This window comes from Bradyrhizobium sp. UFLA01-814 (assembly GCF_046718885.1).
Lineage (GTDB): Bacteria > Pseudomonadota > Alphaproteobacteria > Rhizobiales > Xanthobacteraceae > Bradyrhizobium > Bradyrhizobium elkanii.
On the sequence record NZ_JAQOSR010000011.1, the window covers coordinates 1 to 22,424 of the forward strand.

20 protein-coding genes and 2 tRNA genes are annotated in these 22,424 nt (G+C 65.8%); 6 read left to right on the forward strand and 16 right to left on the reverse strand.

Going from position 1 to position 22,424, the window contains the following annotated elements; all coding sequences use genetic code 11:
* From PMN64_RS05390 to PMN64_RS05400, 3 genes are all read left to right on the forward strand, one after another.
* Positions 1-516, forward strand: a 516-nt coding sequence (locus PMN64_RS05390) for a TCP-1/cpn60 chaperonin family protein (RefSeq protein WP_411779963.1), incomplete at its 5' end; no start/stop codon positions are given.
* 699 nt (positions 517-1,215) lie between these two features.
* Entirely contained in the window at positions 1,216-1,431 is a 216-nt protein-coding gene (locus PMN64_RS05395; protein WP_016840464.1) for a hypothetical protein, read from the forward strand.
* A 40-nt stretch (positions 1,432-1,471) separates the two neighbouring features.
* A complete protein-coding gene (locus PMN64_RS05400; protein ID WP_028339954.1) occupies positions 1,472-1,669 on the forward strand; it encodes a hypothetical protein in 198 nt (65 codons plus the stop codon).
* Between the two features lie 17 nt (positions 1,670-1,686).
* On the opposite strand, the gene PMN64_RS05405 is transcribed toward PMN64_RS05400, so the two are convergent.
* The 6 genes from PMN64_RS05405 to PMN64_RS05430 form a co-directional block, all read right to left on the reverse strand.
* Positions 1,687-2,466 carry a Crp/Fnr family transcriptional regulator gene (locus PMN64_RS05405; protein ID WP_411779964.1) on the reverse strand — a complete coding sequence of 260 codons (780 nt, stop codon included), beginning with the start codon at positions 2,464-2,466 and terminating at the stop codon, positions 1,687-1,689.
* Positions 2,467-2,759: 293 nt separating this feature from the next.
* Positions 2,760-6,122, reverse strand: a complete 3,363-nt coding sequence (locus tag PMN64_RS05410) for an adenylate/guanylate cyclase domain-containing protein (protein WP_411779965.1) — start codon at positions 6,120-6,122, stop codon at positions 2,760-2,762.
* A gap of 227 nt (positions 6,123-6,349) precedes the next feature.
* Positions 6,350-7,501: an SPFH domain-containing protein gene (locus PMN64_RS05415; RefSeq protein ID WP_411779966.1), complete on the reverse strand. Its 1,152-nt coding sequence runs from the start codon at positions 7,499-7,501 to the stop codon at positions 6,350-6,352.
* A gap of 337 nt (positions 7,502-7,838) precedes the next feature.
* Positions 7,839-7,905 (reverse strand) — tRNA-Val (locus PMN64_RS05420).
* Positions 7,906-7,907: 2 nt separating this feature from the next.
* Positions 7,908-7,979: transfer RNA gene (locus PMN64_RS05425), tRNA-Phe, on the reverse strand.
* Positions 7,980-8,183: 204 nt separating this feature from the next.
* The gene (locus PMN64_RS05430; RefSeq protein ID WP_411779967.1) at positions 8,184-9,023 is read right to left on the reverse strand and encodes a LysR family transcriptional regulator; all 840 of its coding nucleotides are present in this window, start codon (positions 9,021-9,023) and stop codon (positions 8,184-8,186) included.
* Between the two features lie 123 nt (positions 9,024-9,146).
* On the opposite strand from PMN64_RS05430, the gene PMN64_RS05435 reads away from it, so the two are divergent.
* Entirely contained in the window at positions 9,147-9,740 is a 594-nt protein-coding gene (locus tag PMN64_RS05435) for a cysteine hydrolase family protein (protein WP_411779968.1), read from the forward strand.
* Between the two features lie 19 nt (positions 9,741-9,759).
* Here PMN64_RS05435 and PMN64_RS05440 read toward each other — a convergent pair whose 3' ends face one another.
* From PMN64_RS05440 to PMN64_RS05470, 7 genes are all read right to left on the reverse strand, one after another.
* The gene (locus PMN64_RS05440) at positions 9,760-11,256 is read right to left on the reverse strand and encodes an AMP nucleosidase (protein ID WP_411779969.1); all 1,497 of its coding nucleotides are present in this window, start codon (positions 11,254-11,256) and stop codon (positions 9,760-9,762) included.
* 129 nt (positions 11,257-11,385) lie between these two features.
* Positions 11,386-12,528, reverse strand: coding sequence for a DUF2778 domain-containing protein (locus PMN64_RS05445; protein WP_411779970.1), 1,143 nt, complete (start codon positions 12,526-12,528; stop codon positions 11,386-11,388).
* A gap of 425 nt (positions 12,529-12,953) precedes the next feature.
* A complete protein-coding gene (locus PMN64_RS05450; RefSeq protein ID WP_411779971.1) occupies positions 12,954-13,649 on the reverse strand; it encodes a DUF899 family protein in 696 nt (231 codons plus the stop codon).
* A gap of 78 nt (positions 13,650-13,727) precedes the next feature.
* Positions 13,728-15,230, reverse strand: a complete 1,503-nt coding sequence (locus PMN64_RS05455; RefSeq protein ID WP_411779972.1) for a glycosyltransferase family 39 protein — start codon at positions 15,228-15,230, stop codon at positions 13,728-13,730.
* A 7-nt stretch (positions 15,231-15,237) separates the two neighbouring features.
* Entirely contained in the window at positions 15,238-16,371 is a 1,134-nt protein-coding gene (locus tag PMN64_RS05460) for a glycosyltransferase (protein ID WP_411779973.1), read from the reverse strand.
* Between the two features lie 248 nt (positions 16,372-16,619).
* Entirely contained in the window at positions 16,620-16,826 is a 207-nt protein-coding gene (locus PMN64_RS05465; RefSeq protein ID WP_057018442.1) for a hypothetical protein, read from the reverse strand.
* A 67-nt stretch (positions 16,827-16,893) separates the two neighbouring features.
* The gene (locus PMN64_RS05470; RefSeq protein ID WP_038388298.1) at positions 16,894-17,265 is read right to left on the reverse strand and encodes a hypothetical protein; all 372 of its coding nucleotides are present in this window, start codon (positions 17,263-17,265) and stop codon (positions 16,894-16,896) included.
* Positions 17,266-17,506: 241 nt separating this feature from the next.
* Between PMN64_RS05470 and PMN64_RS05475 the strand changes: the two genes are divergently transcribed.
* Together PMN64_RS05475 and PMN64_RS05480 are read left to right on the forward strand one after the other, a co-directional pair.
* Positions 17,507-18,340, forward strand: a complete 834-nt coding sequence (locus tag PMN64_RS05475; RefSeq protein ID WP_304496019.1) for a DUF72 domain-containing protein — start codon at positions 17,507-17,509, stop codon at positions 18,338-18,340.
* 10 nt (positions 18,341-18,350) lie between these two features.
* Positions 18,351-18,812, forward strand: a complete 462-nt coding sequence (locus PMN64_RS05480) for a DUF488 family protein (RefSeq protein WP_411779974.1) — start codon at positions 18,351-18,353, stop codon at positions 18,810-18,812.
* On the opposite strand, the gene PMN64_RS05485 is transcribed toward PMN64_RS05480, so the two are convergent.
* The 3 genes from PMN64_RS05485 to PMN64_RS05495 all read right to left on the reverse strand — a co-directional run bounded on the left by PMN64_RS05485 (position 18,809) and on the right by PMN64_RS05495 (position 22,406).
* Complete coding sequence (locus tag PMN64_RS05485; protein ID WP_411779975.1) at positions 18,809-19,726, reverse strand: PhzF family phenazine biosynthesis protein; 918 nt, start codon at positions 19,724-19,726, stop codon at positions 18,809-18,811. The genes PMN64_RS05480 and PMN64_RS05485 overlap by 4 nt on opposite strands.
* A 139-nt stretch (positions 19,727-19,865) precedes the next feature.
* Positions 19,866-21,179, reverse strand: coding sequence for an adenylate/guanylate cyclase domain-containing protein (locus PMN64_RS05490; protein WP_411779976.1), 1,314 nt, complete (start codon positions 21,177-21,179; stop codon positions 19,866-19,868).
* A 63-nt stretch (positions 21,180-21,242) separates the two neighbouring features.
* Positions 21,243-22,406 (reverse strand): ABC transporter permease, encoded by a 1,164-nt coding sequence (locus tag PMN64_RS05495; RefSeq protein ID WP_229190555.1) that lies wholly within the window; start codon positions 22,404-22,406, stop codon positions 21,243-21,245.
* Between the last annotated feature and the right edge of the window lie 18 nt (positions 22,407-22,424).

Sequence of the window (22,424 nt, forward strand, 5' to 3'; positions counted from 1 at the left end):
GTCGCGGTGATCCGCGTCGGCGGCGCGACCGAGGTCGAGGTGAAGGAGCGCAAGGATCGCGTTGATGACGCGATGCACGCGACCCGCGCGGCTGTCGAGGAAGGCATCGTCCCGGGCGGCGGCGTCGCCCTGCTCCGTGCGTCCGAGCAGCTCAAGGGCCTGCGCACCAAGAACGACGACCAGAAGACCGGCGTCGAGATCGTGCGCAAGGCGCTGTCGGCTCCCGCTCGCCAGATCGCGATCAACGCCGGTGAAGACGGTTCGGTCATCGTCGGCAAGATCCTGGAGAACAAGGCCTACAACTACGGCTTCGACTCCCAGACCGGCGACTATGCCGACCTCGTCAAGAAGGGCATCATCGACCCGACCAAGGTCGTCCGTACCGCGATCCAGAACGCTGCCTCGGTTGCCGCGCTCCTGATCACCACGGAAGCGATGGTTGCCGAGCTGCCGAAGAAGAACGCCGGCGGCCCCGCGATGCCTCCGGGCGGCGGCATGGGCGGCATGGACTTCTAAGGCGACGAAGTCGTCCCGGACGCGGTGCAGCGCAAAGCGGTGCACCGCAGAGCCGGGATCTCGCTCAGCGAAAACGGAATGCAGAACCCCGGCAGCGATGCCGGGGTTTTTGTTTGGGGCGAGCTGCAGCGCGGCCAATGCGGATACTTTGCACAACCTCACGCTGATGCAGGGGCCTCACGCGGCTCTCAGCATGCACGTTATGCACAACACTCTCCGTAAATATACGTTGGTCTGAGTTGACAATCTCAAAAAAAATTTCGTGCGAGAGTCGCAAACCGAACCGACACTGTCGCCTTCGTCCCGCACAGTAAGCTCGGGACGAGATCGAACTTCACTCTCAAAAATCTGAATCGAGCACGGAGCGTCAGCTCCCGTGACGCGGGCAAGCGTTGCGGAGAATGCTCTCACTTGCAAGGGAGGCTGTGCCGTGGGCGAAAGCGAAGAGGTTCTCTGCCAAGCCGCCTGAAGAAGCGGAATTGAAGTCACATCGAGGATTCGTTCAAGGAGGGACCTGGCCGGTTGGAAGAAGCCCAGTGACGAGCGTGCAGCCCCCACTGCCGATGCTCCGTCAAACGCCGCAGGTGCGCGATGCCCCCCTACTACCCCGCGCACCGATCTGGGGCCAATCCAACCGGCCGGACTATTTCTGCAAGGCAAAAGGCAAAAAGCAAAAGGCAATATGGGAGGGAGGCGCTCATGGGCATGGTGATGGTCAGATGTCCGCAAACCGGACACGCGATTTCCACCGGAATCAAGACCGATCGCGAGAGCTTTCGACGCAGTACCGTGTTCTTCGCGCGCACGCCCTGTCCGTTTTGCCGCGCGGATCACGCCTGGTTTGCGCGGGACGCCTGGGTCGACGAGCCGAGCATCCGCGTGCGGCGACGCCGCGGCGGCGGTTCGCCGGCCTGACAATGGCCACCACTTTTGACGACCGCGATGGAGGGACACCATGGCGCATGTGCAGATCTCGACGGAAACGTCAGCCTGGCTGCTGCAGGCCAAGGACTTTCTCGATGAGGCACGACGGCTGAAGCCGGGCCCGAAGCGCAATGAGTTGCGCGAGACCGCAAAGGTGCTGCGCGAGATTGCGGAGCTCGAAAGGGTATCCTCCCCCACACGGGAGCTTGATCGGCGGCCGGGAAGCTGATCGCACCAGGAACGGGCTTACACGGCGTCGTCCGCCTCGATTTCCGGGATGCGCGGATCGTTGGCCGGCGCCATTCCGCGCGTTCGAACCTTGTCGCCCGAGAAGATCTCCTCGGCCTCGAGACGCATGACGCGATGGCATTCGCACGCCGCGGCCAAGAGCCGCGCCTGGTCGATCTCGATCCGGCCTCGTTGATCCGACCTGATCGCACCGCGCTTGCGCAGATTGCCCATCAGCAAGGTCACCGTCGTTCGTCGTACGCCGAGGATTTGCGACAGCGCGTGCTGGGTCAGCGGGAGGACGTCGCTGTCGACGCGGTCGCGAAGCTGAAGCAGCCAGCGCGCCATCCGCGCCTCGACCGGGTGGAGCGCATTGCAGGCGGAGCCGAGCTGAAACTGGATCAGCATCGACCTGACGTGCTTCTGGATCGCCTGCCGAATCCCGGGACTGCGGCCGAAAGCGGCATGAAAGCGCGCCGCCGGGATCCGCGAGGCGGTACCAGCCGCACGAACGACGGCGGTAATGCCCGACGGCGAGGCTCCGAGAACCGAAAGACTGCCCACGGCCCCTTCGCATCCGACCACGCCGGTCGCGACCGTCTGCCCATCCGCCATGTCGATCATCAACAGGATCGCGCCGCTGTGAGGAAAGAAGACGTAGTCGATCTCGTCACCGGCGCGCGCCAGGACTGCATCCTGTTCGAGCGCGACAGTCTCAAGTTCCGGTTTCAGGAGGTCCAGATCCGCCGGCGACAATGTCGCGAGAAGGCGATTACGAGTTCCACTGGAAATGCTCACCTGCGGGAACGTCAACGGTCGCACAGCTTACTCACTCGAACACAGGATCAAAAACAAATTCCAAACGATTGACCGCAAGGCGGAATTCTCCGCGGCAGCGTCCTTAAAGTTAGATGCAAATGCGCCGCCGGACGCAATAGCAAAATGCGCATCGTCGCACCGTAGAACTTCGGGAACTCAACAGTTCCAGTTTCGCATCGCTCGCGCCGCGCGCGACATCCGAACCTTCTCTTTCACCACCTGCGCAGGCGTGGGGCGGACGCGGTGCGACCGCGCCGCTGCGACGGCACCCGTCAAGACGCGCGCGAGTGGCGATCCGGCCACCGATGCGCCTGCGTGAGCAATTCCTGCGCGTCCTTGATCTCGGCAAGATCGAGCGCCGGATCGAAGCCGGCGAGCACCGGCGCCAACAATTGAGATATCTCCTCTGCCCGGCCGCTGCGGCTGTAAAGACGTGCAAGTCCCAGCGCGCCGCGCAGCTCGAACGTCCTGGTCTGCTGCCTTCGCGCAATCTCGAGGGCACGGCGGAAGGCGTCCTCGGCGCCGGGCATGTCAGGGCTGTTGCGGCGCGACCGCAGTTCGCCCTGCACGCGGTACAGCTCGGTATCCAGCCAGTGCTGCCCGGACTGCTCCGTCGCGTCGATCAACCCATCGATGATGTCGAGCCCGGCATCGACATGCCCGGCCTCCGCATTCGCCACGGCAATCTGCAATCCCCAGAACGGTTCACAGAGGTAGCAGTCGTTCTCGTGAAGCAACGTCCAGCCACGCTGCATCTCCGCGAGACCTGCGGCCCGGTCGCCGGCACGCCACTTCTCCAGACCATTGAGATAGGTGCCCGCGGCGACATAGAGCGGCATCGTGTGGTCCTGCGCCAGGCCCAGGGCAAGGATCGTCTCGGTCTGGCGCAACCTGCTGCCGCACAGCCCGTCGAAGACTGCCTTGTGAACCAGCGCATTGGCGCGCGCGAGCGCGCGCTGTTTCCCGGCGACGTTCACCGCTGCGCCCGCGAGCTGCAGGGCCCGATCGATCTCGCCACGCGGCCAAAGCACCAGGGCGAGAAATCTCATGATGACGAACGGCAGGTCGAGTGTCGACGCCTTGAAGGTTGCCGGATCCGGCTCGGTCGCATAGGCCGCGAAGGCCTGCTCGAGATGGATGCCCGCATTCACGTACTCGCCCGCGAACCAGGAGGTCACCCCGCTGGCCCAGCGCGCGACGATTGTCGCCACCGGCGAGTCCGGATGCCGCTCCGCTGCGCCCATGATCGCCTCCGCCAACTCCCGCATCGGCGCGAGCTCGCCGTGGGTCAAGCAGGCGTTGAAGAGGCCCGACTGGATCGGCGCCAGCTCGATTGGATCATCGATGTCGGAGGCGAACTGCCGGGCGCGCGTCCAGGCGGCCACCGTCTCGGGGGCGCTGTGCCCAAGACTGCCCCGCAGCGCGCGGCCGTAGGCGATTTGCAGATGGAGCCGGCCGATCATCCGATCCGGCTCGTCGGGCAGTTCATCGGCGATGGCGACCGCCTTGCCGAGATGCGCGATCGCCTCGCAATAGGCCGAGCGCTTCAGTGCCTGCTGACCGGCCTTGCGCCACCACGCCAGCGCGGTCTCGCCGAGCCCCGCCTCGGTGAAATGGTAGGCAACGACTTCCGGCTCGATCTCGGCCATCTCGGCAAATTTGTCGCGCAACACATCGCCGATATGCTTGTGAAGCAATTGCCGGCGGCTCTTGAGCAAGCTCTCGTAAGCCGCTTCCTGAACCAACGCATGCTTGAAGCTGTAGCTTGCATCCGGCGGCACGCCTCGGCGCAGCAGCAACTCGGCCTCTTCGAGCTGGGCAAGCGCCGCGGCAAGCGTCAGATCATCGCGCCCGGCCACGCTGCGCAGCAGTGCATATGAGAACTCACGGCCGATCGCCGCACCGATCTGCGCCACCTCCTTGACCGGCGCCAGCCGGTCGAGCCGGGCCATCAGCGAGTCCTGCAGCGTCGCCGGGATCGCCAGCGGCGGCAGCGGATTGTCGAGGCGGTAGCGCCCGGCATTCTCGACCAGCAGCCCCGACTCCATGACCATCTTGGTCAGCTCCTCGACGAACAGCGGGACACCGTCCGTCCGCTCGACGATCTGCGTCATCATCTCGCCGGGCAGCAACCGGCCGACGGTCACCTGCTCGATCAGCGCGCGCGTGTCCTGCCGGTCGAGCCGATCGAGCCGCAGCAGGCTGACATTGGCGAGCCCCGCCCATGGCGGCTCGAACTCCGGCCTGAACGTCATGAGCATGAGGATCGGCAGCCCCCTGATCCGGTCGACCGCGAGGTCGAGCAATTCGAGCGACGTCGCATCGGCCCAATGCACGTCTTCGCAGACGACAAGCACCGGCTGCTGCCGGGCGAGGCCCTCGAGCTGGTCGAGCAGCGCTGCGAATGTCTGCCGCCGCTGCTGCGCCGGGCTGAGGCCGAGCGGCGGATAGCGCTCGCCGGTCGGGATCGACAGCAGCGCTGCGATCAGCGGTGTCACGGTGGGCACGTGCTGCGTGCCGAGCGCCAGCATGGCTTCGAGCTTGTCCAGCTTCTGCTCCGGCGCATCCTCCGACCTGATGCCGGCGGCACGCTCGAGCTGGGCGACAAACGGGTGCAGCGCGCTGTTGGTGTGATAGGGCGAGCATTGATACCGCACACGGCGGTGTGTCCCGGACGCCAGGCTGTCGGAGAGCATCGCCACGATGCGCGATTTGCCGATACCCGCTTCGCCCGATATCAGCACCGCCTGGCCCTGGCCCTGCCACGCCAGTTGCTGGCGCGACAACGCAAATTCGATCTCCGCCTTGCGGCCGACGAAGCCGATCGAGCGCGCGGTGCGCACCGCCTCGAAACGGCTTTCCGAGGCCGGCTCGCCTTCGACGGCCCACACCGCGATCGGCTCGGAGATGCCCTTGACCTCGCGGCGGCCGAGGTTGCGAAGCGTGAACAGATTGCCGAGCAGCCGGCGGGTCGAGGCCGCCACGACGACCACGCCCGGCTCCGCCAGGCTCTGCAGCCGCGCCGCGATGTTCGGCGCATCGCCGACCAGCGCCTGCTCTTCCGACGCGCCGCCGGAGACGAGGTCGCCGACCACGACGAGCCCGCTCGCGATCGCGATCCGAACCGCAACGCCCTCTTTCGCGCGGGTCTCGAGCTTGCCGATTGCAGCGATGACATCGAGGCCGGCACGCACCGCGCGCTCCGCATCATCCTCGTGGGCACGGGGATAGCCGAAATAAGCAAGGATCCCGTCGCCGATAAATCTGGCAACGGCGCCGTCATATGTCGTGATCACCTGCGCACAGGCTGCGCGATAGGCGCGGATCACCTCCCACATGTCCTCGGGATCGAGACGTGCCGACAAGGCCGTCGAGCCGACCAGGTCGCAGAACATCACGGTGAGATGGCGGCGCTCTGCATCGTGCGGAGAAACCGGCGCGGCGATCAGTTCGGCTCGACTGAAGTCGGCGATCGCACGCAGCATCTTGCGGCGATGGCCGAGCAGGACGCCGAGCCTGTCGAAGTCTTCATCCGTCAGTTCGGGAAGAACGCCTAGGTCGATGCCGTTCTCGGCAAAACGCAGCGCGTATTGCCCAAGTCCCAGCTTCTCGAGCCATTCCGCAATCTGCTGCATTGGCTTCACCGACGGGTTGACGGCTGGCCGAATGGACCACGGTGCACAAACGTTATCCCAATCTGCCCGGGGTGGCACCTCTGTTTTGCGGCGTGGCGCAGGACATGGCAATTGTGGCGTGGCGGTGCCCCGTTACAGCCGTCTGCACGCTAACATTCGTACGAGTGGCTGGCGGTCCGTCCCGGCGAGAAAAATCGAAGGGCCGCCCGTGGGCGGCCCTTCTTGTCTTACGCGCTCTCGGGCGCCTTGAGGCGGACCAGCTTGGTCAGGAGCGCATCGAGGCCCTGACCCTCGCCCGCATGCAGGTCGATGCGGCCGACCTTCTCGACCAGACGCTCGAGCGACTCCAGCTCCTTGAGCCGCAGCAGCAGAGGGTTCTCCTCCATCAGCCTGGCGGTGTTCAGGAGCGAACGCGTCGCCGCGGTCTCCTCCTGGCGGCGGATCAGGTTGGCCTTCGCCACCCGCTCCGCCTCCACCACCTTGTTGACCAGCTCGCGGATCTCGCCGGGCAGGATCACGTCCTTCACGCCGAGCTCGGTGACCTCGACACCGCTGTCCGCGACACGATCGCGGACGAAGTCACGAAGCTCCGTATCGAGCGCCGTCTTCGCAGACAGCACCTCGTCCAGCGTGCGGCCGGCCACCGCCTCGCGGATCGCGAACTGCACCAGGCGGTACAGCCACGCATCCACGTCGGGCACCGTGGCCACGACCCGCTCGGGATCGACGATCCGGCGGAACGCGGTCAGCGTCACGCGCAGCGCGATGCGATCCTTCGTCAGCATCTCCTGCGCCGTGATCTCGACCGCCTGGGGACGCAGGTCGAGGCGCCTGACCTCGATCTTGCGGCCCGCGATCCAGAACGCGTGCCGGCCGGGCGCGAGCCGCTCGACCAGCTTGCCCTCGACCGTGAGCAGACCGGCCTCGTGGTTCTCGACCACCGCCTCGGTGATGACATCGGCCCGGTTGGGCTGGATCATCGCGAGGTGGCGTGCCGTGACCCTGGGATCGCTGCTGACGTCGATGCGCTCGACCTCGACCGACGTCGCGACCTTCCAGTACACGCGCGTCTGCCAGGGCGTCATCAGTTGCACGGGACGGCCGTCGAGGCTGACGATCGCGATCTCGTTCGCGCGGGTTTCCACCGCCTCGAACAGCTCGTCGGCGAGATCAGGACGCGCGGCCTTGATCACCGCGAAGCGATCCGCTGGGAATTCGGTCCGCACGACGCTGAACAGCTCGGCCTTGAGCTGATGCAGGGGATCGAACAGGCGGTGACGTCCGGGCGCGAGCACCTGCTCGAGCCGGCCGTTGCGCGTCAGCAACGCGCGCTCGCCATCCTTCACCGTCAACTTGGTCGTCAGGAAGTGCCAGGTCATGACACGCCTCCATTGTTGCTCCGAGGCCCATGGGCCGAAGAGCGGGTTGCATTTTGCAAAGGACGTGAGGACGCGAACGCGGCTTCCTGTCAGCCAAGCGGGCCGTGGCTTGAGGCTTGCGCGATGACGGGCGCACGCGCGCGTTCGCGCGACGAAAGTCGCGCGGCCGAGCGGAGCCACCCGGCATCAGCGCAAGCGGTATCCACCGCGGCGCAAAGCCGGTCTCACAGTGTCGATGTTCGGACGAAATGCCTTGCGGCAGGACGGCCGGACTGCGACTGAAGCGCGCGTCCGGTCCCCTTCAGAGGTATCAGCTTTTCAGGCTGAAACGGAGCGCTTGGAGCGGGAATCGAACCCGCGACACGATGAGTGTCATTCACCTGCTCTAACCAACTGAGCTATCCTTTGTGAGAGACCGGATTCGAACCGATACCTTCGGGATTTCACCCCCGACGCTCGCCCATGAGCTTCATCTCGCGATCTTCATTTCGGCGGAACACGACACCGCAAAGCGGCTCGCGCCAGTCGGGATCTCAACGAGCCCGAACCCATGGCCGAAGCGAAGGAGCGGGCTAATAGACGAAGCACGTCCGGGTTGCAAGGGGGCTGCGTGTGATTTTTTCTTGACGGGGCGGAGCTGTGACCCAGGCGTCGCAGCACGTCCCGTCATTGCGAGGGCGCGTTACCCCCTCTGCGCAACGTCCTGGAAGCAGCCGCGCAGCCAGTCGATGGCGACGCGCGTTGCCGCGTCGCGCTTGAGATGGTTCTGCACCAGGAGCCAGACGTCGCGCCGCTTCGGCAGCAGCGTGGCGCGCAGACGGCGATCGGTCAGCAGGTCGGCACAGCTGTGCTCCGGCAACACGCCGACCGCGTGATGCGACTGGATGAGCGTGTGGATGATACGGACATTGTCGGTCACGCAGCGTGCGCGAAGTCGCTTCGTGCGCAGGAACTGCATTTCCGGAATCCCTCCGAGCTCGTCGGGATAGGCACACAGCATCGCTTCTCCCGCCGTTGTCGCAGCCGGCTCGAAGAAATACGACCTGACCTCGGCGAGCTTCGAGATCGCAAAGTCGCCCTTGTCGGGCTTGCGCAAGCGGATCGCGAGATCGGCCTCCCAGCGCGAGAATTTTACGTTGTCGCTCGACGTCAGAAACTGCAGCGTCAGGCCCGGATGGGCACGCAGGAATTCACTTGCCCGCGGCGCCAGCACCTCCTCGGCGATCGCACTGGTGGAGGCGATGCGCAGCCGCCCGACCGGACCAGGCAGGCTTTCGCCGATCCGGCCGATCTCCTCGGCATGCGCCGCCATCGCCTGGATATGCGCGAGCACCATGTCGCACTGCCGGGTCGGCTTGCGGACGCCATCGACGGCCTCGAACAGGCGCAAGCCGAGCGCGCGCTCGATACGCGCCAGCCTGCGCCCGACCGTGGTCTCGTCGATGCGCAGCCGCGCGCTGGCGCCGGCGTAGGTGCCCTCGTCCCTGACGGCCGCGATGATGCGAAGATCGTCCCAATTCATGGCGGCAGGCTACATCGCGCGCCGGCCGCCTGCAATAACGCAGCCACCGGCTGCAATATCCCTGCATAACGGCAGGCCGATCCCGGGCTATGTTTTCGGCGACACATCCGCTGGAGAACGACCATGACGTCAGCCAAGACATTGATGCAGCTTGCCGGTATCGACCTCACCCCGCCCCGCCTCGCCGACAGCTGCCTGGTGCTGATCGATATCCAGAACGAATATCTTGCAGGTCCGCTGGCGCTGCCCGACGCCAACCCGGCGATTGCGCGCGCCACCGCCTTGCTGTCGCGCGCGCGGGAAAGCGGCGCCGCCATCATCCACATCGCGCACAAGGGCCAGCCGGGCAGCCTGTTCGACCGCACCGCGGAGCGTGGCGCGATCGTCGCGCCGCTGGCACCGCGGCCGGGTGAGATCGTGATCGAGAAGCAATTGCCGAACGCCTTCGCCGGCACCGATCTCAACGCGCAGCTTGCCGCGACCGGCCGCAAGGAGCTGGTGCTCGCCGGCTTCATGACGCATATGTGCGTGAGCTCGACGGCCCGCGCCGCGCTCGATCTCGGCTTCCGCACCACGATCGACGCCGACAGCTGCGCCACCCGCGATCTGCCCGACGGCGTCGGCGGCACGATTGCCGCAAGGCTGATTCACGACGTCGCGCTTGCCGAACTGTCCGACCGCTTCGCGATCATCGCCCGCGGCAACGCGCTCGCCTGAGGGCCGCCCCCTCTGTGCGCTACTGAAACGCGACCTCGGCGAAGCTGCGCAGCTTGCGCGAATGCAGGCGTTCGGATTCCTGCTGCTTGAGCCGCTCCAGCGCCCTGAGACCGATCTCGAGGTGCTGGCCGACGCGCTGGCGGTAGAATTCGCTGGCCATGCCTGCGAGCTTGATCTCGCCATGCAGCGGCTTGTCGGAGACGCACAGCAGCGTGCCGTAGGGTACGCGGAAGCGATAGCCGTTGGCAGCGATCGCCGCCGATTCCATGTCGAGCGCGACCGCGCGCGACTGCGACATGCGCCGGATCACCTGCGGCCCGCTGATCTCCCAGTTGCGGTTGTCGACGCTGGCGACCGTGCCGGTGCGCATCAGCCGCTTGAGCTCGAAGCCGGTGAGCCCGGTCACCTCGCCGACGGCTTCCTCGAGCGCGACCTGCATTTCCGCAAGCGCTGGGATCGGCACCCAGAGCGGCAGCTCGTGGTCGAGCACGTGGTCCTCGCGCACATAGCCGTGGGCGAGCACATAATCGCCGAGCCGCTGCGTGTTGCGCAGTCCGGCGCAGTGCCCGATCATCAGCCAGGCATGCGGCCGCAGCACCGCGACGTGGTCGGTGATGTTGCGCGCATTGGACGGACCGATGCCGATGTTGATCAGGGTGATGCCGCGATAGCCGGGCCGGACCAGATGAAAGGCCGGCATCTGCGGGACGCGTTCGGACGGGGTCCCGGTGGTGCCGCCGCCGAGCCGCGCATTGTGCGTGATCACATTGCCGGGCGCGACAAAGGCCTCGAGACCGGCCTCGCCCGACGCAAGGCGCTGCTGGGACAGCTGCACGAAGGCATCGACATAGAACTGGTAGTTCGTGAAGATCACGAAATTCTGGAAGTGCTCCGGATCGGTGCCGGTGTAGTGGTAGAGCCGGCGCAGCGAGTAATCGACCCGCGCCGCGCGGAACAGCGCCAGCGGCTCCGGCGCGCCCGGCGTCAGCTCAAAGGTGCCGTCGGCGATCGCGTCGTCCATCGCGGCAAGATCGGGGGTATCGAAGATGTCGCGCAGCGACCGGGTGAACGCCGAACTGTCGGCGATGGTCAGCGCCGCCTCGATATTGATGTCGCGGCGGTAGGCGAAATGGATCGGGATCGGCTCGTTCGACTCGCCGATCTCGACCGCCACGCCATGGTTCTTGATCAGGAGCCCGATCTGCTCGGTGAGATAGGTCCGGAAGATATCGGGCCGCGTGATGCTGGTCTCGTGGATGCCGGGCCCCGCGACGAAACCATAGGCAAGCCGCGAGTCGAGCCGCGCATGTGACGAGGTCGTGATGCGGACGAACGGATAATGTGCCCGTACCCGCGTCGTGAACGGCACGCCGTTGACATAGGCCTCAAAGCGATTGCGCAGGAATTCAGTGTTGCGCGCGTAGATCTCTTCGAGGCGGGCAACCGCCGCGCCGGCATCGACGAATGCTTCGGTCGTGATCGGCGACGGGGTTTGGACGGAAGATGCAGGAGACATGTCGCTTCGCGTCAGATCGGTTGTCGAGCTTGGACTCGCTCTGGATCAGCGCAGTATAGCGACTATGGCATCGAGTTCCAGACGTCGATCACGCCGCAGCGGTGGGATGCTGCCCGTTGACCATTCTGCCTACTGAATCCGCGCCAGCACCGCGAGACGGCGGATGCCCTTGTTACGGTAGGCGTCGAGGAACGCGTAATAGTCCTTGAACGAGACGCAGCCGTTGGAGTCGCCGTTCGGACCGAGCATGAAGGTGTGCGCGAGCAGGCCGTCGCGGTTGAAGATCTTGCCCTCGCCGCCAATCGGATTGAGCCGCAGTGCCGGCACGCCGTGGAACAGCGCCTCGCGCGGCTTGAGCTCGTAAATGTGCGGCGGCGTCACGCCGACCATCTTCAGATGCGAGGACCGGGGGTCGTCGAGCCTGGAGCCGAGGCCCGAATGCGCCTCGAGGCGCGTGCCGTCGGGCAGGTACACGGTCTTGGCTGAGATGTCGTACACCGCGGTCTGACGGTCATAGGGCGGCGAGCCGCCGAGCATCGGGTTCTGGTCCAACGTCGAGGGGATGCTGCCGGTGACATTGGCGTCGGCCGAGGCGAACGACAGCAGCCCGCCGCCCGACTCGCGCTTGCCCCACAGCTTTTCGACCATGCTCTGCCGCTCGTTCGATGCGATCGACATCACCGCGGCCTTGGCGCGCGCGGCCATGTCACGGACGCCGCCGGACTTGGTCGCCTGCTTGGCCTCGGCAGGCTTCGCCTCGGACGCCTTATCGGCACCCTTGGGCTGAACGTCCGCAGAGGGATCGTTGAGCGCCACCTTCAGATTGGCGGCGGCCTGCTTCTTGGCGGCTTCGACCGACTTCGGCGCCGGCAACGGCTTCGATGTCTCGGCGAGCTCTGCGGAGGCGACCGCCCTCGCCGCTTCGGCGAGCTTGGGCGCAGCGGCCTGCTTGATCGGGTCGATCTGCGGTGCGGCGTCAGCCACGACGCTGGACGCCACGCCCTCGGGTGCGGCGGCCGCAAACCGATCGTTAAACATAAGCGACGATGCCGGCGCTTCCGACTTCGCGACCTCGGTCTTCGCGGGAGCCACCGGCGCCGGCGTCAGGGACGCGAACACCTCGTTGAAGGCAGGCGCCGGCCGCGCAGCGACCGCGACGGGCCGCTTGACCACCGGCGCATCGAACGACGCATTGCCGACCGACGGATAGACGCTCGCGGCAAAGATGTTGGCGTAGACGGTCCAGGCGCAGCCAAGCACCAGCCCCGCCACCGCGGCGCTGCCGAGGAAATGCTGTCGGAGAATTTTTCGGGAGGATTTCTTGCGGCTTGGCGCCCCAAGAACATACGCACTCGCACTCGTACCCATACGCCCGGCGCTCAAAACAGGTCCACCTTTGTACCTCACTCGACGCGGGGTCGAACGATGTTCGGCTCAACGTCGCGCGGGGGCACAGACGGCCATTAAGGCGACTTTTAGTTAAATGCGACTTAACCGGATGCGATCCCCTGCAGCGCGGGAAGTGCCTGTGGCGTAGGGCTTTTTTAAGATGACATTGGACCGCCAAAGCGGCTTTTCTGTCCCATGATGGGACATTCCGGCATGCCGCTCCAGCGCGGCATGCCGGGGTGAAACCTAGGGAGAATTTCCTTCCCGATCGCCCCGTAGTCACGCGGGGATCGAGCAAAAAACATCTCTCAGTAGCTGAGCTTCGGATACCAGTCCTTGCCGCGTCCCTCTGGCGTGGTGTCGAGCACCGTCCAGAGCGGATCCATGTCCGGCGCGCCGCGCGGGTCCTGACCGGGGTCCATCGTGCCCGCGCCCATTTCGCCGGCCCAGAAATGACGGATGGTGCCGTTGTGGCGCGTGAAGACATTGTAGCCCGGCAGGTCGCTGTCATCCTTGTTGACATAGTCGCGCGTGTAATCGCCGGATGCATCCGAGTAGATCCTGTGACGCGTCCAGCCGCGCGCCTTCTTCGCCTCGATCAGCCGTGCGATCGGCGAGCGCGCCACGAACACGAACGACACGCGCCGCTCGATATCGGGCAACTTCTCCTCCCACGTGCCCATGAACGACGTGCACATCGGACACGGCTTCTCGCGCTGCGGGCCGTACATGTAGCTGTAGATGATGAGCGTCGGCTTGTCGCCGAACAGATCGGCGAGCGAGGCCGCACCGGCCTCGCCGGTGAACTCATAGGGCTTGGTCACCTCGCCGCCGGGCGGCAAGGCGCGGCGCAGCGCGGCGACGCGCTCGATATGCCGGCGCAGCTCGATCTCTTCGACGAGCAGCGCCTGGCGGGCGCGACGATACTCGGCGCTCTCATTGGGAAAGCGCCTGACGTTGGTCTTGGCGAGTTCGGCAGCAGGCTTGAGGACGGAACTGGTCATGTTGGAACCTCGAGTGGTTGACGGGCTGTCTGGAAGACGACCCGGACCCGGACGATCCGACACTTAACGGCGAGAGTTTTACTGCAGTTCCGGGGGCGGGGAACGGTCGAGGACCTCGCCACTTGCGCCTTCCAGCAGGTCGAGCGCGTAGGTTTCGATGGTCAACGGTCCGCGCATGCGCTTGGCCTCGGCCACCGTTTCGACACGGGCGAAATTGTCGCGCAGCGAGGCCGGCATCGCCTGCTCGACCTCATGCACATACAACAGCTTGCCGGACAGCTGCTCAGGGCTCGGCTCTTGCATGTTGACCCAGCGAATGCGCTGGCCCTGCTGGGCGACGCAGGTGCCCTTGGGGAGATAGAAGGCGAGCCAGCCCGTGGTGCCGTAGTCCGCCGCCAGCACGCAGCTCGCGCCGGTCCGCGTCCGCACCGCCTCGATCTCGCCCGCGAGCTCCTGCCAGCCGACACCGACGCTGCGCACGGTGGCGTCGCGGCGGTAGCCCGAGAGCAAACCGGTGTTGGCCTGCACGATCAGCAGCGCGAACAGCACGACGCCGACGGGCGCGGCCCAGCGGCGGCAGAAATCGATCGTGCGCTGCTCGCGCGGCGCCCACTGCACCTGGACTGCCGCGACCGCGGCCGCCACGGCAAAGGCGGGATAGACCGGCGCGAACCAGTTGGCCTCGACCCGCGCATGCAATGCGTGCCAGGTGAAGTAGACGACGATGGTCCAGAACATCGTGTTGACCAGCACACGCGCCTCCAGCGCGCCGGCGCGGCGCCGATAGAGCGCGTAGAGGCCCATCACGCCGAGGATGAAGACCAATGGCGTTGCGAACGCAAACTGGGTCGGGATCAGCTCGGCGATGTAGGTCGGCCGGAAATCCTCGATCCGCGCGCGGCCCATCTGCTTGATGAAGGACACCCAGTGATGGTCCGCATTCCAGCGGATGACCGGGCTGAACAGGCCGAGCGCGACCAGACCGCCGAGATAGAGCCAGGGCGAGAGAAACCAGCGCCGCAGCTTCGGCACCACCGCAAGCCAGATCAGGATCGCCGGACCAAAGAACAGCGCTGAGTATTTCGACAGCAGCGCCGCGCCGGCCCCGGCGCCGACCGCAAGCCACCAGGCGCCGCGACCGCTCTCCAGTACCTTTGCGAGCGCGTACAGCAGGAGGCTGGCAGCGACCAGCAACGGCGCGTCCGGCGTCACGATCAGCGTGCCGACGGCGGCCATCAGCGTGACATTGAGCAGGATCGTTGCGCTCGCCGCGATGCGCCGGCCGCCGAACAGGATCTCGGCCGCCCGGTAGATCGCCCAGCTCATCGGCAGTGCGAGCAGGATCGACACCAGCCGCACGCCGAACGGCGTATCGCCCGCGATCATGGTGCCGAGCCGGATCACGATCGCCACCATCGGCGGATGGTCGTAATAGCCGCCGGCGAGCGACTTCGACCACATCCAGTAATAGGCTTCGTCGAAGGTCAGCGGCGTCCATGCGGCGGCGGCCAGCCGCAACACGACCAGCGCGCACACCGCAAGCGCGGTGTTTCGGGCAAGCCGCGCCTTGTTCGCGTTCATGCCACCGTCATCGCTTGCGCCAGACGAACAGCCCGGACATCGCGTAGTTCCACACCACGCCCATCAGTGCGCCGGCTGCGCCCGCCAGCCACCAGATCGGCTCCTGGTCGTAGACCGAGAACGCGACGCCGACATTGGCGAGCAGGCCGACGCTGCAGACCAGATAGAACAGCAGCAGGCCGCGCAGGATGCCGAAGCCCTTCAGCCGCTGGTCGCGGTAGGTCAGGAAATTGTTGAGGATGAAGTTGCTGGTCATGGCGACGATCGCACCAGTGGCCTGGGCCTCCGGAAATGGCGCCTTGAACAGTTCGAGCGCGATGAACAGCACGGTGAGATGCACCACCAGGCCGAGCCCGCCGACGGCTGCGAACAGAATGAAGCGCAGCGAGATCAGATCATTGGTGAGCTTTGCCAGCACCAGGCCAAGGAAGTCGAGCGCGACCATGGAGTCGAGCTTGCTCTCGCCATGCTGGCGCGCACCGAAGGTGTAGGGAATTTCGACCGCGCGCAGCTTGCCCTCCGCCGTCGCCACCACGTCGAGCAGGATCTTGAAGCCTTGCGTGGATAGCTGCGGCGCGAGCTGCTCGAAACGGTCGCGGCGGACCATGAAGAAGCCGCTCATGGGGTCGGCGATCTCGACCTTCAGCGCGCGTCGGGCGATCTCGGTGGCAAACGCGCTGGCGCCGGCGCGCTGCTTGTTGAAGCCGTCGGCCTTGTAGCCCTCGATGTAGCGGCTGCCGACCACGAGCTCGGCCTCGCCGCTCTGCAGCAGCGCCACCATCTTCGGCAGCTGGGTCTCGTCATGCTGCAGATCGGCATCCATCACCGCGGCAAACGGCGCGCTCGACGCCAGGATGCCCTCGATGCAGGCGCCGGACAGGCCGCGCCGGCCGATCCGGCGGATGCAGCGCACGCGGGAATCCTTCCGCGCCAGCGCGCGCACCACGTCCCAGGTTCCGTCGGGCGAGTTGTCGTCGACGAAGATGACTTCCCAGGACACGTCCTTCAGGATCGCGTCGAGCCGGCGGTACAGCACCGTGACATTGTCACGTTCGTTGAAGGTCGGGACGACCACCGAAAGCAGCGGCAAGCTTGCTGCCTGCGATGAGGTTTCGGGGCCCGGCTTGATGGCTTCGTTCATGAGCGCCAGCGTATAGCCGCAGCCTCACCCGCTGCCAAGCAGGCCGACCCAAACGCACGCTCGGAAAGCGGGAAAACGGGGCAAAATCCCCCTGAAAATACCAACGACCACGAACAAGGGGCGCGCGTACATCCGGCGCAGCCATCAATGTCGTGGTCGTCCCAGCGCCGGAGCCCTGAAGCTGCAACGTCGCCGTTGGAAGCAAGATAGGAACCCTCCGGGCGATCCGCAAGGGGCGCAGGAGGGCGCTAGTTGTTGGGGACTTCCCGGATCACCGGGCCGCGTGGCGCCGGGGCCGCCGGCGCGGCTTCCGCGGCGGGAGCCGCCTGCGGTTGCGCCGCGGACCGGGTCGGGTTGCGGAGCTGGCTCGGCGACGGCCCGTAGATGAACGCCGCCGCCAGCGCGACGGCCGCGACCAGTGCGCCCAAGAAACCTGCCGTCGATTGTGATCTCATGCCGATGATCCCCTCGCCTGCGCGGATTGATATCAAAAATCGGCCGGCCGCAACAGGATTTGGGAACCTATTTGGCCGCGGCCTTGCGCCGGGTGAAGGCGGTCACGATGTCCTTCTGCGCGAGCTCGATCGCGCGGTTGGCAGTCGTCAGATTCGCATCGGCATCCTGTTTCGGAAATTGCAGCGACAGGAAGTCGATCAGCGAGACCCGGAAGTTCTGCCGCTCCGAGGGACAGACATTGGCGATCAGCGAGGTGAATTCCTGGTCGGACATCGCCTTGTTGCTGTCGCGGGGATATTCGCGGGCGAGGCAATTCCAGTAAGCGTCGCGGCCGGTGATCGCGAGCTTGTGCGCATCGTCGACCTCGTCGGCCATCGCGGCGGACGATATGGCGGCGGAGGACATGATCAAGAGGGCGGCCGCAACCAGCATGCGCATTTGTTGTTCTCCATTTTGGCGCATCGTAGCGAAGAGCGACAGAGACGATAAGCACTGCCGCGCCAATCTGGCAAACTGGCCAATCACGATTATTTTGACCAGAGCGTTTTCAAGCGAAGTGGGTACCGGTTCGCGTAAGAAAACGCGTCAAAGCATGAATCTAGAGCCCCGTTCCGATTCCATCGGAACGGAAAAGGCTCTAGTCTTGCTTCCTGTTCCCTCCCTCACGATGAGTGCAGTCGTGGCCAAAGCTCCCACCAAGGCGACCAAGACCAAGACAGACGCAGGCAACATCTATATCGGCATCGGCGGCTGGACCTTCGAGCCGTGGCGCGGGGTGTTCTATCCGGAGAAGCTCGCGCAAGCGAAGGAGCTGTCCTACGCCGCCTCGAAGCTGACCTCGATCGAGATCAACGGCACCTATTACGGCTCGCAGAAGCCGGAGAGCTTTCGCAAATGGGCCAGCGAAGTGCCCGACGGCTTCATCTTCTCGCTGAAGGGACCGCGCTTCGCCACCAACCGCCGCGTGCTCGCCGAGGCCGGCGATTCGGTGAAGCGGTTCTATGATTCGGGCGTGTTGGAGCTGAAGGACCGGCTCGGGCCGGTGCTCTGGCAGTTTGCGCCGACGAAGAAGTTCGACGGCGCCGATTTCGGCAAGTTCCTCGAGCTGCTGCCGCGCAAGCTCGACGGCCGCGCGCTGCGCCACGTCGTCGAGGTGCGCCACGACAGCTTTTGCGTGCCCGAATTCGTCGCCCTCATTCGCGAGCACGAGGTGCCGGTGGTGTTCGCCGAGCACGGCAAATATCCGGCGATTGCCGACGTCGCGAGCGACTTCGTCTATGCCCGGCTGCAGAAGGGCAATGACGAACTGAAGACCTGCTATCCGCCGAAGCAGCTCGACGCCTGGGCCAAGCGGTTTCAGGACTGGGCCGGCGGCAGCGAGCCCGACGACCTGCCGAAGGTCGAGAAGACCGCGCCCAAGAAGGCGCCGCGCGACGTGTTCGCCTATGTGATTCACGAAGGCAAGATCCGCGCGCCGGCGGGCGCGATGGAATTGATCGAACGGGTGAAGTGAGGGAGAACCGATGGCGAAGGCGAAAAGGCTGTTCACCATCGGCTACGAGCAGACGCCGTCCAAGGCGGTGCTCGACGAGCTCCAGCACGCCGGCGTCAAGCTGCTGGTCGACGTCCGCGCGATCGCCTCCTCGCGGCGGCCCGGCTTTTCCAAGACCCAGCTCGCCGCTGATCTCGACGAGCGCGGCATCGCCTACGTCCATCTGCGCGGTCTCGGCACCCCGAAGAGCGGACGGGAGGCGGCGCGCAGCGGGCAATATGCGCTGCTGCACAAGATCTATTCGGCGCACCTGAAGACGGCGCAGGCCAAGGAAGAACTCGACGAGCTGTCGGCGCTGGTCAAGCAGTCCGGCCCGGTCTGCATCCTCTGCTACGAGCGCGACCACGAACATTGCCATCGTCGCTGGATCGCCGAGATCATCGAAGAGCGCGACGGCGTCAGGATCGAGAACCTGGCGGCGCCGCAGGTCTAGCCTGCCTCGCCCGGCACATTCAGCGTCCCCTCCATCATCTTCACGCAGCCGCCGCCGACATGCACCGACGTGATCGCGCCGCCTTGCTTGCGCACCCGCGTCAGCAACAGGCTCGGCCGGCCCATGTCGACACCCTGCCCGATCCGCAGCCGCAATTCGCCGTCGCGCGCGGGATCGATATCGGCGAGCAGCGCCGCACAAGCCGCGGTCGCGCTGCCGGTGGCGGGGTCCTCGGACAGGCCGCTGGCGCCCGGATGGAACATGCGCGCCTGCAGGTCGAGCGGCTGCTCGCTCGCTGGCATGTCACGGGTGTAGAAATAGACGACGTCGCGGCCGATCTCGGCCAGCGTCCTGGCGAACGCCGCCGCATCCGGCCGGGCGCGCCTCAGCGCCTCGCGCGAGGCGATCTCAACCACCAGGAACGGCAGGCCGACCGAGACGACCTGCGGGGCGTGCCGATCGGTCTTCACATCAGCCGCCGTCAGCGACAGGCACGCGGCGGCCGCGGCCGCGCTCACCTCGTTGGTCCGCTGCAACGCCTGCGGCGCCGTCAGCTCGGCCCCAACCACATTGCCGCCATCGGACAGGATCTCGACCGGCACGAGGCCCGCCTTCTCCTCGAACCTCAAGCGCGCCGGTGCCTTCGCGGCCCGGCTCGACAGCACGAAGGCGGTGCCGACATTGGGATGGCCGGCGAACGGAATTTCCGAGCGCACCGTGAAGATGCGAACCTGGGCGTCGTTGGCCTTGTCCTGCGGCGGCAGCACGAAGGTCGTCTCGGAATAGTTGAACTCGGTCGCGATCGCCTGCATCGCTTCGGTCGACAGCCCCTCGGCGTCGAGCACCACGGCGAGCGGGTTGCCGCCGAAGGCGCGGTCGGTGAAAACGTCGACGGTGATATAGCGCCGCTGCATCTTGCTTGTCCTTGTGCTCCGGTCACCCGCGACCGATGACGTCATCGTAGCACAGCCCTGGCGATGCCCTTCAGAGCACTCGGTACAATCGCGGACGAGTCAGAGGCAGACAGCTCGCGCGGTTTGCGCGTGCTGCCGCCTACCCCAGCTGCCAGACGTGCACCGGGTGCTCGTAGCCGCGCACCGGAATCTCGCCGCGCGAGACGGCGTCGTTGCAATCGTCGCCGAGTGCCTCGCGCACCGCGGAGGAAATCAAAAACTGCGAGCCGAGCTCCTTATTGAGCGCCTCGAGCCGCGCGGCAAAATTCACGGTGTCGCCGATCACGGTGTATTCCTTGCGCCGGGGCGAGCCGATATTGCCGGCGACGACCTCGCCGATGTGGATGCCGATGCCGATGCGCAGCGGCCAGCTCGACGCCGCGTTGGTGCGCTCGTTCGCCGCGAGCATTTCGCGCGCGGCGGCGACCGCCTGATGCGCGGCGTCGCCGGTCTCGAACGGCGCACCGAACAACGCGAGAAAGCCGTCGCCCAAGAACTTGTTCACGATGCCGCCATGGCGATCGAGGATATCGACCAGCACGGCAAAGGCGCCGTCGAGCCTGTCCACCACCTCCTGCGGCGAGCGGGTGCGCGCGCCGGCCGTGAAGCTGCGGAAATCCACGAACATCACGGCGACGCGCCGGATGTCGCTCCCGGTGCCGGCGCCCTCCGTCATCAGACGTTCGACCACCTGCGGCGAGACGTGCTGGCCGAACAGATTGGTGATGCGATCGCGCGCGGTGGCGGCCGCGATGCTGGCCGCGAACTGCCGGCGCAGCTGCATGCCGACCGCGCCGGCCAGCACGCCGCAGATCAAGATGATCGCGCTCCGCGCGGCGTGATAGTAGATGCTGGTCTCGGCCGCGCCGCCGCCCGAGGGATGGAAGAACACCGCCATGTAGAACAGCTCGGTCGCCGCGACGAAGCCGGTGAAGGTCGAGAGCCAGAAGTCGAGCCGCAGCGTCGACAGGATGATGAAGACGAAATAGATCAGCGGCGCCACGAAGCCGAGCGCCTCCTGCGGCCCCATGCTGTTGATGTGCAGCGCCAGCACGACGGTCGGCAGCGACGTCTCGACCAGCACGCCGATGTAGCGCCGGACCACCGGCAGGTCGCGCCCCTTGCGCATGTGCCAGCTGATCGCCCCGTGCACCCAGAACTCGAACAGGATCAGCGGAACGGTGACGTAGAAGACGTAGACGGGGCTGAGGTTGCCATGCCAGACGCGGCTGACCGCGTCGGGCGCAAAGGAATACACCAGCAGACTGATCGCCGCGAGGGCAGCGGCGGTGCCGATCAGCACCTCGATGCGGAGCAACTCGGTGGTCATCACCTCGCGCATCAGGGCGTGATGGAAGTCCGTCGCGACCGCCGCGCCAGCCGCTGTGCTTTCCCTGTCTGGAAATTCCGTCAATCCCTCACCCCCGTCATTCCGGGGCGCGAAGCGAACCCGGAATCTCGAGATTCCATACTAGCCTCAATCGAGCGTGCGGCGGAAGCGCGTCACCGCGATCGTCATGGCGAACAGCATCAGGGCGACCAATGCGGCGGTGTCGTATTGCAGGTTCTGCATCGCCGCGCCCTTCAGCATGATGGCCCGGACGATGCGGACGAAATGGGTCAGCGGCAGCCCCTCGCCGATATATTGCGCCCAGACCGGCATGCCCGCGAACGGAAACATGAAGCCGGACAGCAGGATGCTCGGCAGGAAGAACATCATCGAGAGTTGCATCGCCTGCAGCTGGTTCTGCACGATGGTCGAGAAGGTGTAGCCGATCGACAGATTGGTGGTGATGAACAGCGTGGTGAGCAGCGCCAACAGCGTGAGGCTGCCGAGCACCGGCACGCCGAACAGCACGATGCCGATGGCGATGATGAGCGTAGCCTGGATGAAGCCGACCAGCACATAGGGGATGATCTTGCCGAACATCACCTCGACCGGCTTGATCGGCATCGACAGCAGGCTCTCCATGGTGCCGCGCTCGATCTCGCGCGTCACCGAGAGCGCGGTGAAGATCAGCATGGTCATGGTCAGGATGGTCCCGACCAGGCCGGGCACGATATTGAGGCGCGAGTCCGCCGCCGGGTTGTAGCGGGCGTGGGCGCGGATTTCGAACGGCATGTCCGGGGGATCGCCGACGTGCAGATCATGCGCCAGCGCCGATTGCACCAGCGGCCCGAGTGCGCCGAGCGCCGAGCCCGACGCGACCGGGTCGGTGGCATCGGCCGCGACCAGCAGCGCCGGTCTGTCGCCGCGCCGCACCGCGCGCTCGAAGCCGCGCGGGATCTCGACGCCGAACAGCACCTTGCCGGATTGCAGCAGCTCGTCGAACTCCTCGACGGTGTGGACCTCGCGGACAAAATGGAAATAGGCGGTGTTCTCCATCGCCTTCAGGATCGAACGGCCGAGATCGCTGTCTTCCTGGGTCAGCACCGCGGTCGGCAGATTGCGCGGCGTGGTGTTGATGGCGTAGCCGAACAATGTCAGCTGCATCACCGGCAGCATGATGATCATGGCGAACGAGACGCGGTCGCGGCGAAGCTGGATGAACTCCTTGACCAGCATCGCGTAGCTGCGCCGCCAGAAGCCGAATGCCGGCTCCCTCGCCTCGCTGTTCTGGATCGTTTCCGTTGCGCTCATCGCAATTATCCCTGGAAA

Coding starts and splice junctions, on each gene's coding strand:
- PMN64_RS05395 (WP_016840464.1), top strand. CDS start 1,216: ATGGGCATGGTGATGGTCAGATGTCCGCAAACCGGACACGCGATTTCC.
- PMN64_RS05400 (WP_028339954.1), top strand. CDS start 1,472: ATGGCGCATGTGCAGATCTCGACGGAAACGTCAGCCTGGCTGCTGCAG.
- PMN64_RS05410 (WP_411779965.1), bottom strand. CDS start 6,122: ATGCAGCAGATTGCGGAATGGCTCGAGAAGCTGGGACTTGGGCAATAC.
- PMN64_RS05415 (WP_411779966.1), bottom strand. CDS start 7,501: ATGACCTGGCACTTCCTGACGACCAAGTTGACGGTGAAGGATGGCGAG.
- PMN64_RS05430 (WP_411779967.1), bottom strand. CDS start 9,023: ATGAATTGGGACGATCTTCGCATCATCGCGGCCGTCAGGGACGAGGGC.
- PMN64_RS05435 (WP_411779968.1), top strand. CDS start 9,147: ATGACGTCAGCCAAGACATTGATGCAGCTTGCCGGTATCGACCTCACC.
- PMN64_RS05440 (WP_411779969.1), bottom strand. CDS start 11,256: ATGTCTCCTGCATCTTCCGTCCAAACCCCGTCGCCGATCACGACCGAA.
- PMN64_RS05450 (WP_411779971.1), bottom strand. CDS start 13,649: ATGACCAGTTCCGTCCTCAAGCCTGCTGCCGAACTCGCCAAGACCAAC.
- PMN64_RS05455 (WP_411779972.1), bottom strand. CDS start 15,230: ATGAACGCGAACAAGGCGCGGCTTGCCCGAAACACCGCGCTTGCGGTG.
- PMN64_RS05460 (WP_411779973.1), bottom strand. CDS start 16,371: ATGAACGAAGCCATCAAGCCGGGCCCCGAAACCTCATCGCAGGCAGCA.
- PMN64_RS05465 (WP_057018442.1), bottom strand. CDS start 16,826: ATGAGATCACAATCGACGGCAGGTTTCTTGGGCGCACTGGTCGCGGCC.
- PMN64_RS05470 (WP_038388298.1), bottom strand. CDS start 17,265: ATGCGCATGCTGGTTGCGGCCGCCCTCTTGATCATGTCCTCCGCCGCC.
- PMN64_RS05480 (WP_411779974.1), top strand. CDS start 18,351: ATGGCGAAGGCGAAAAGGCTGTTCACCATCGGCTACGAGCAGACGCCG.
- PMN64_RS05485 (WP_411779975.1), bottom strand. CDS start 19,726: ATGCAGCGGCGCTATATCACCGTCGACGTTTTCACCGACCGCGCCTTC.
- PMN64_RS05495 (WP_229190555.1), bottom strand. CDS start 22,406: ATGAGCGCAACGGAAACGATCCAGAACAGCGAGGCGAGGGAGCCGGCA.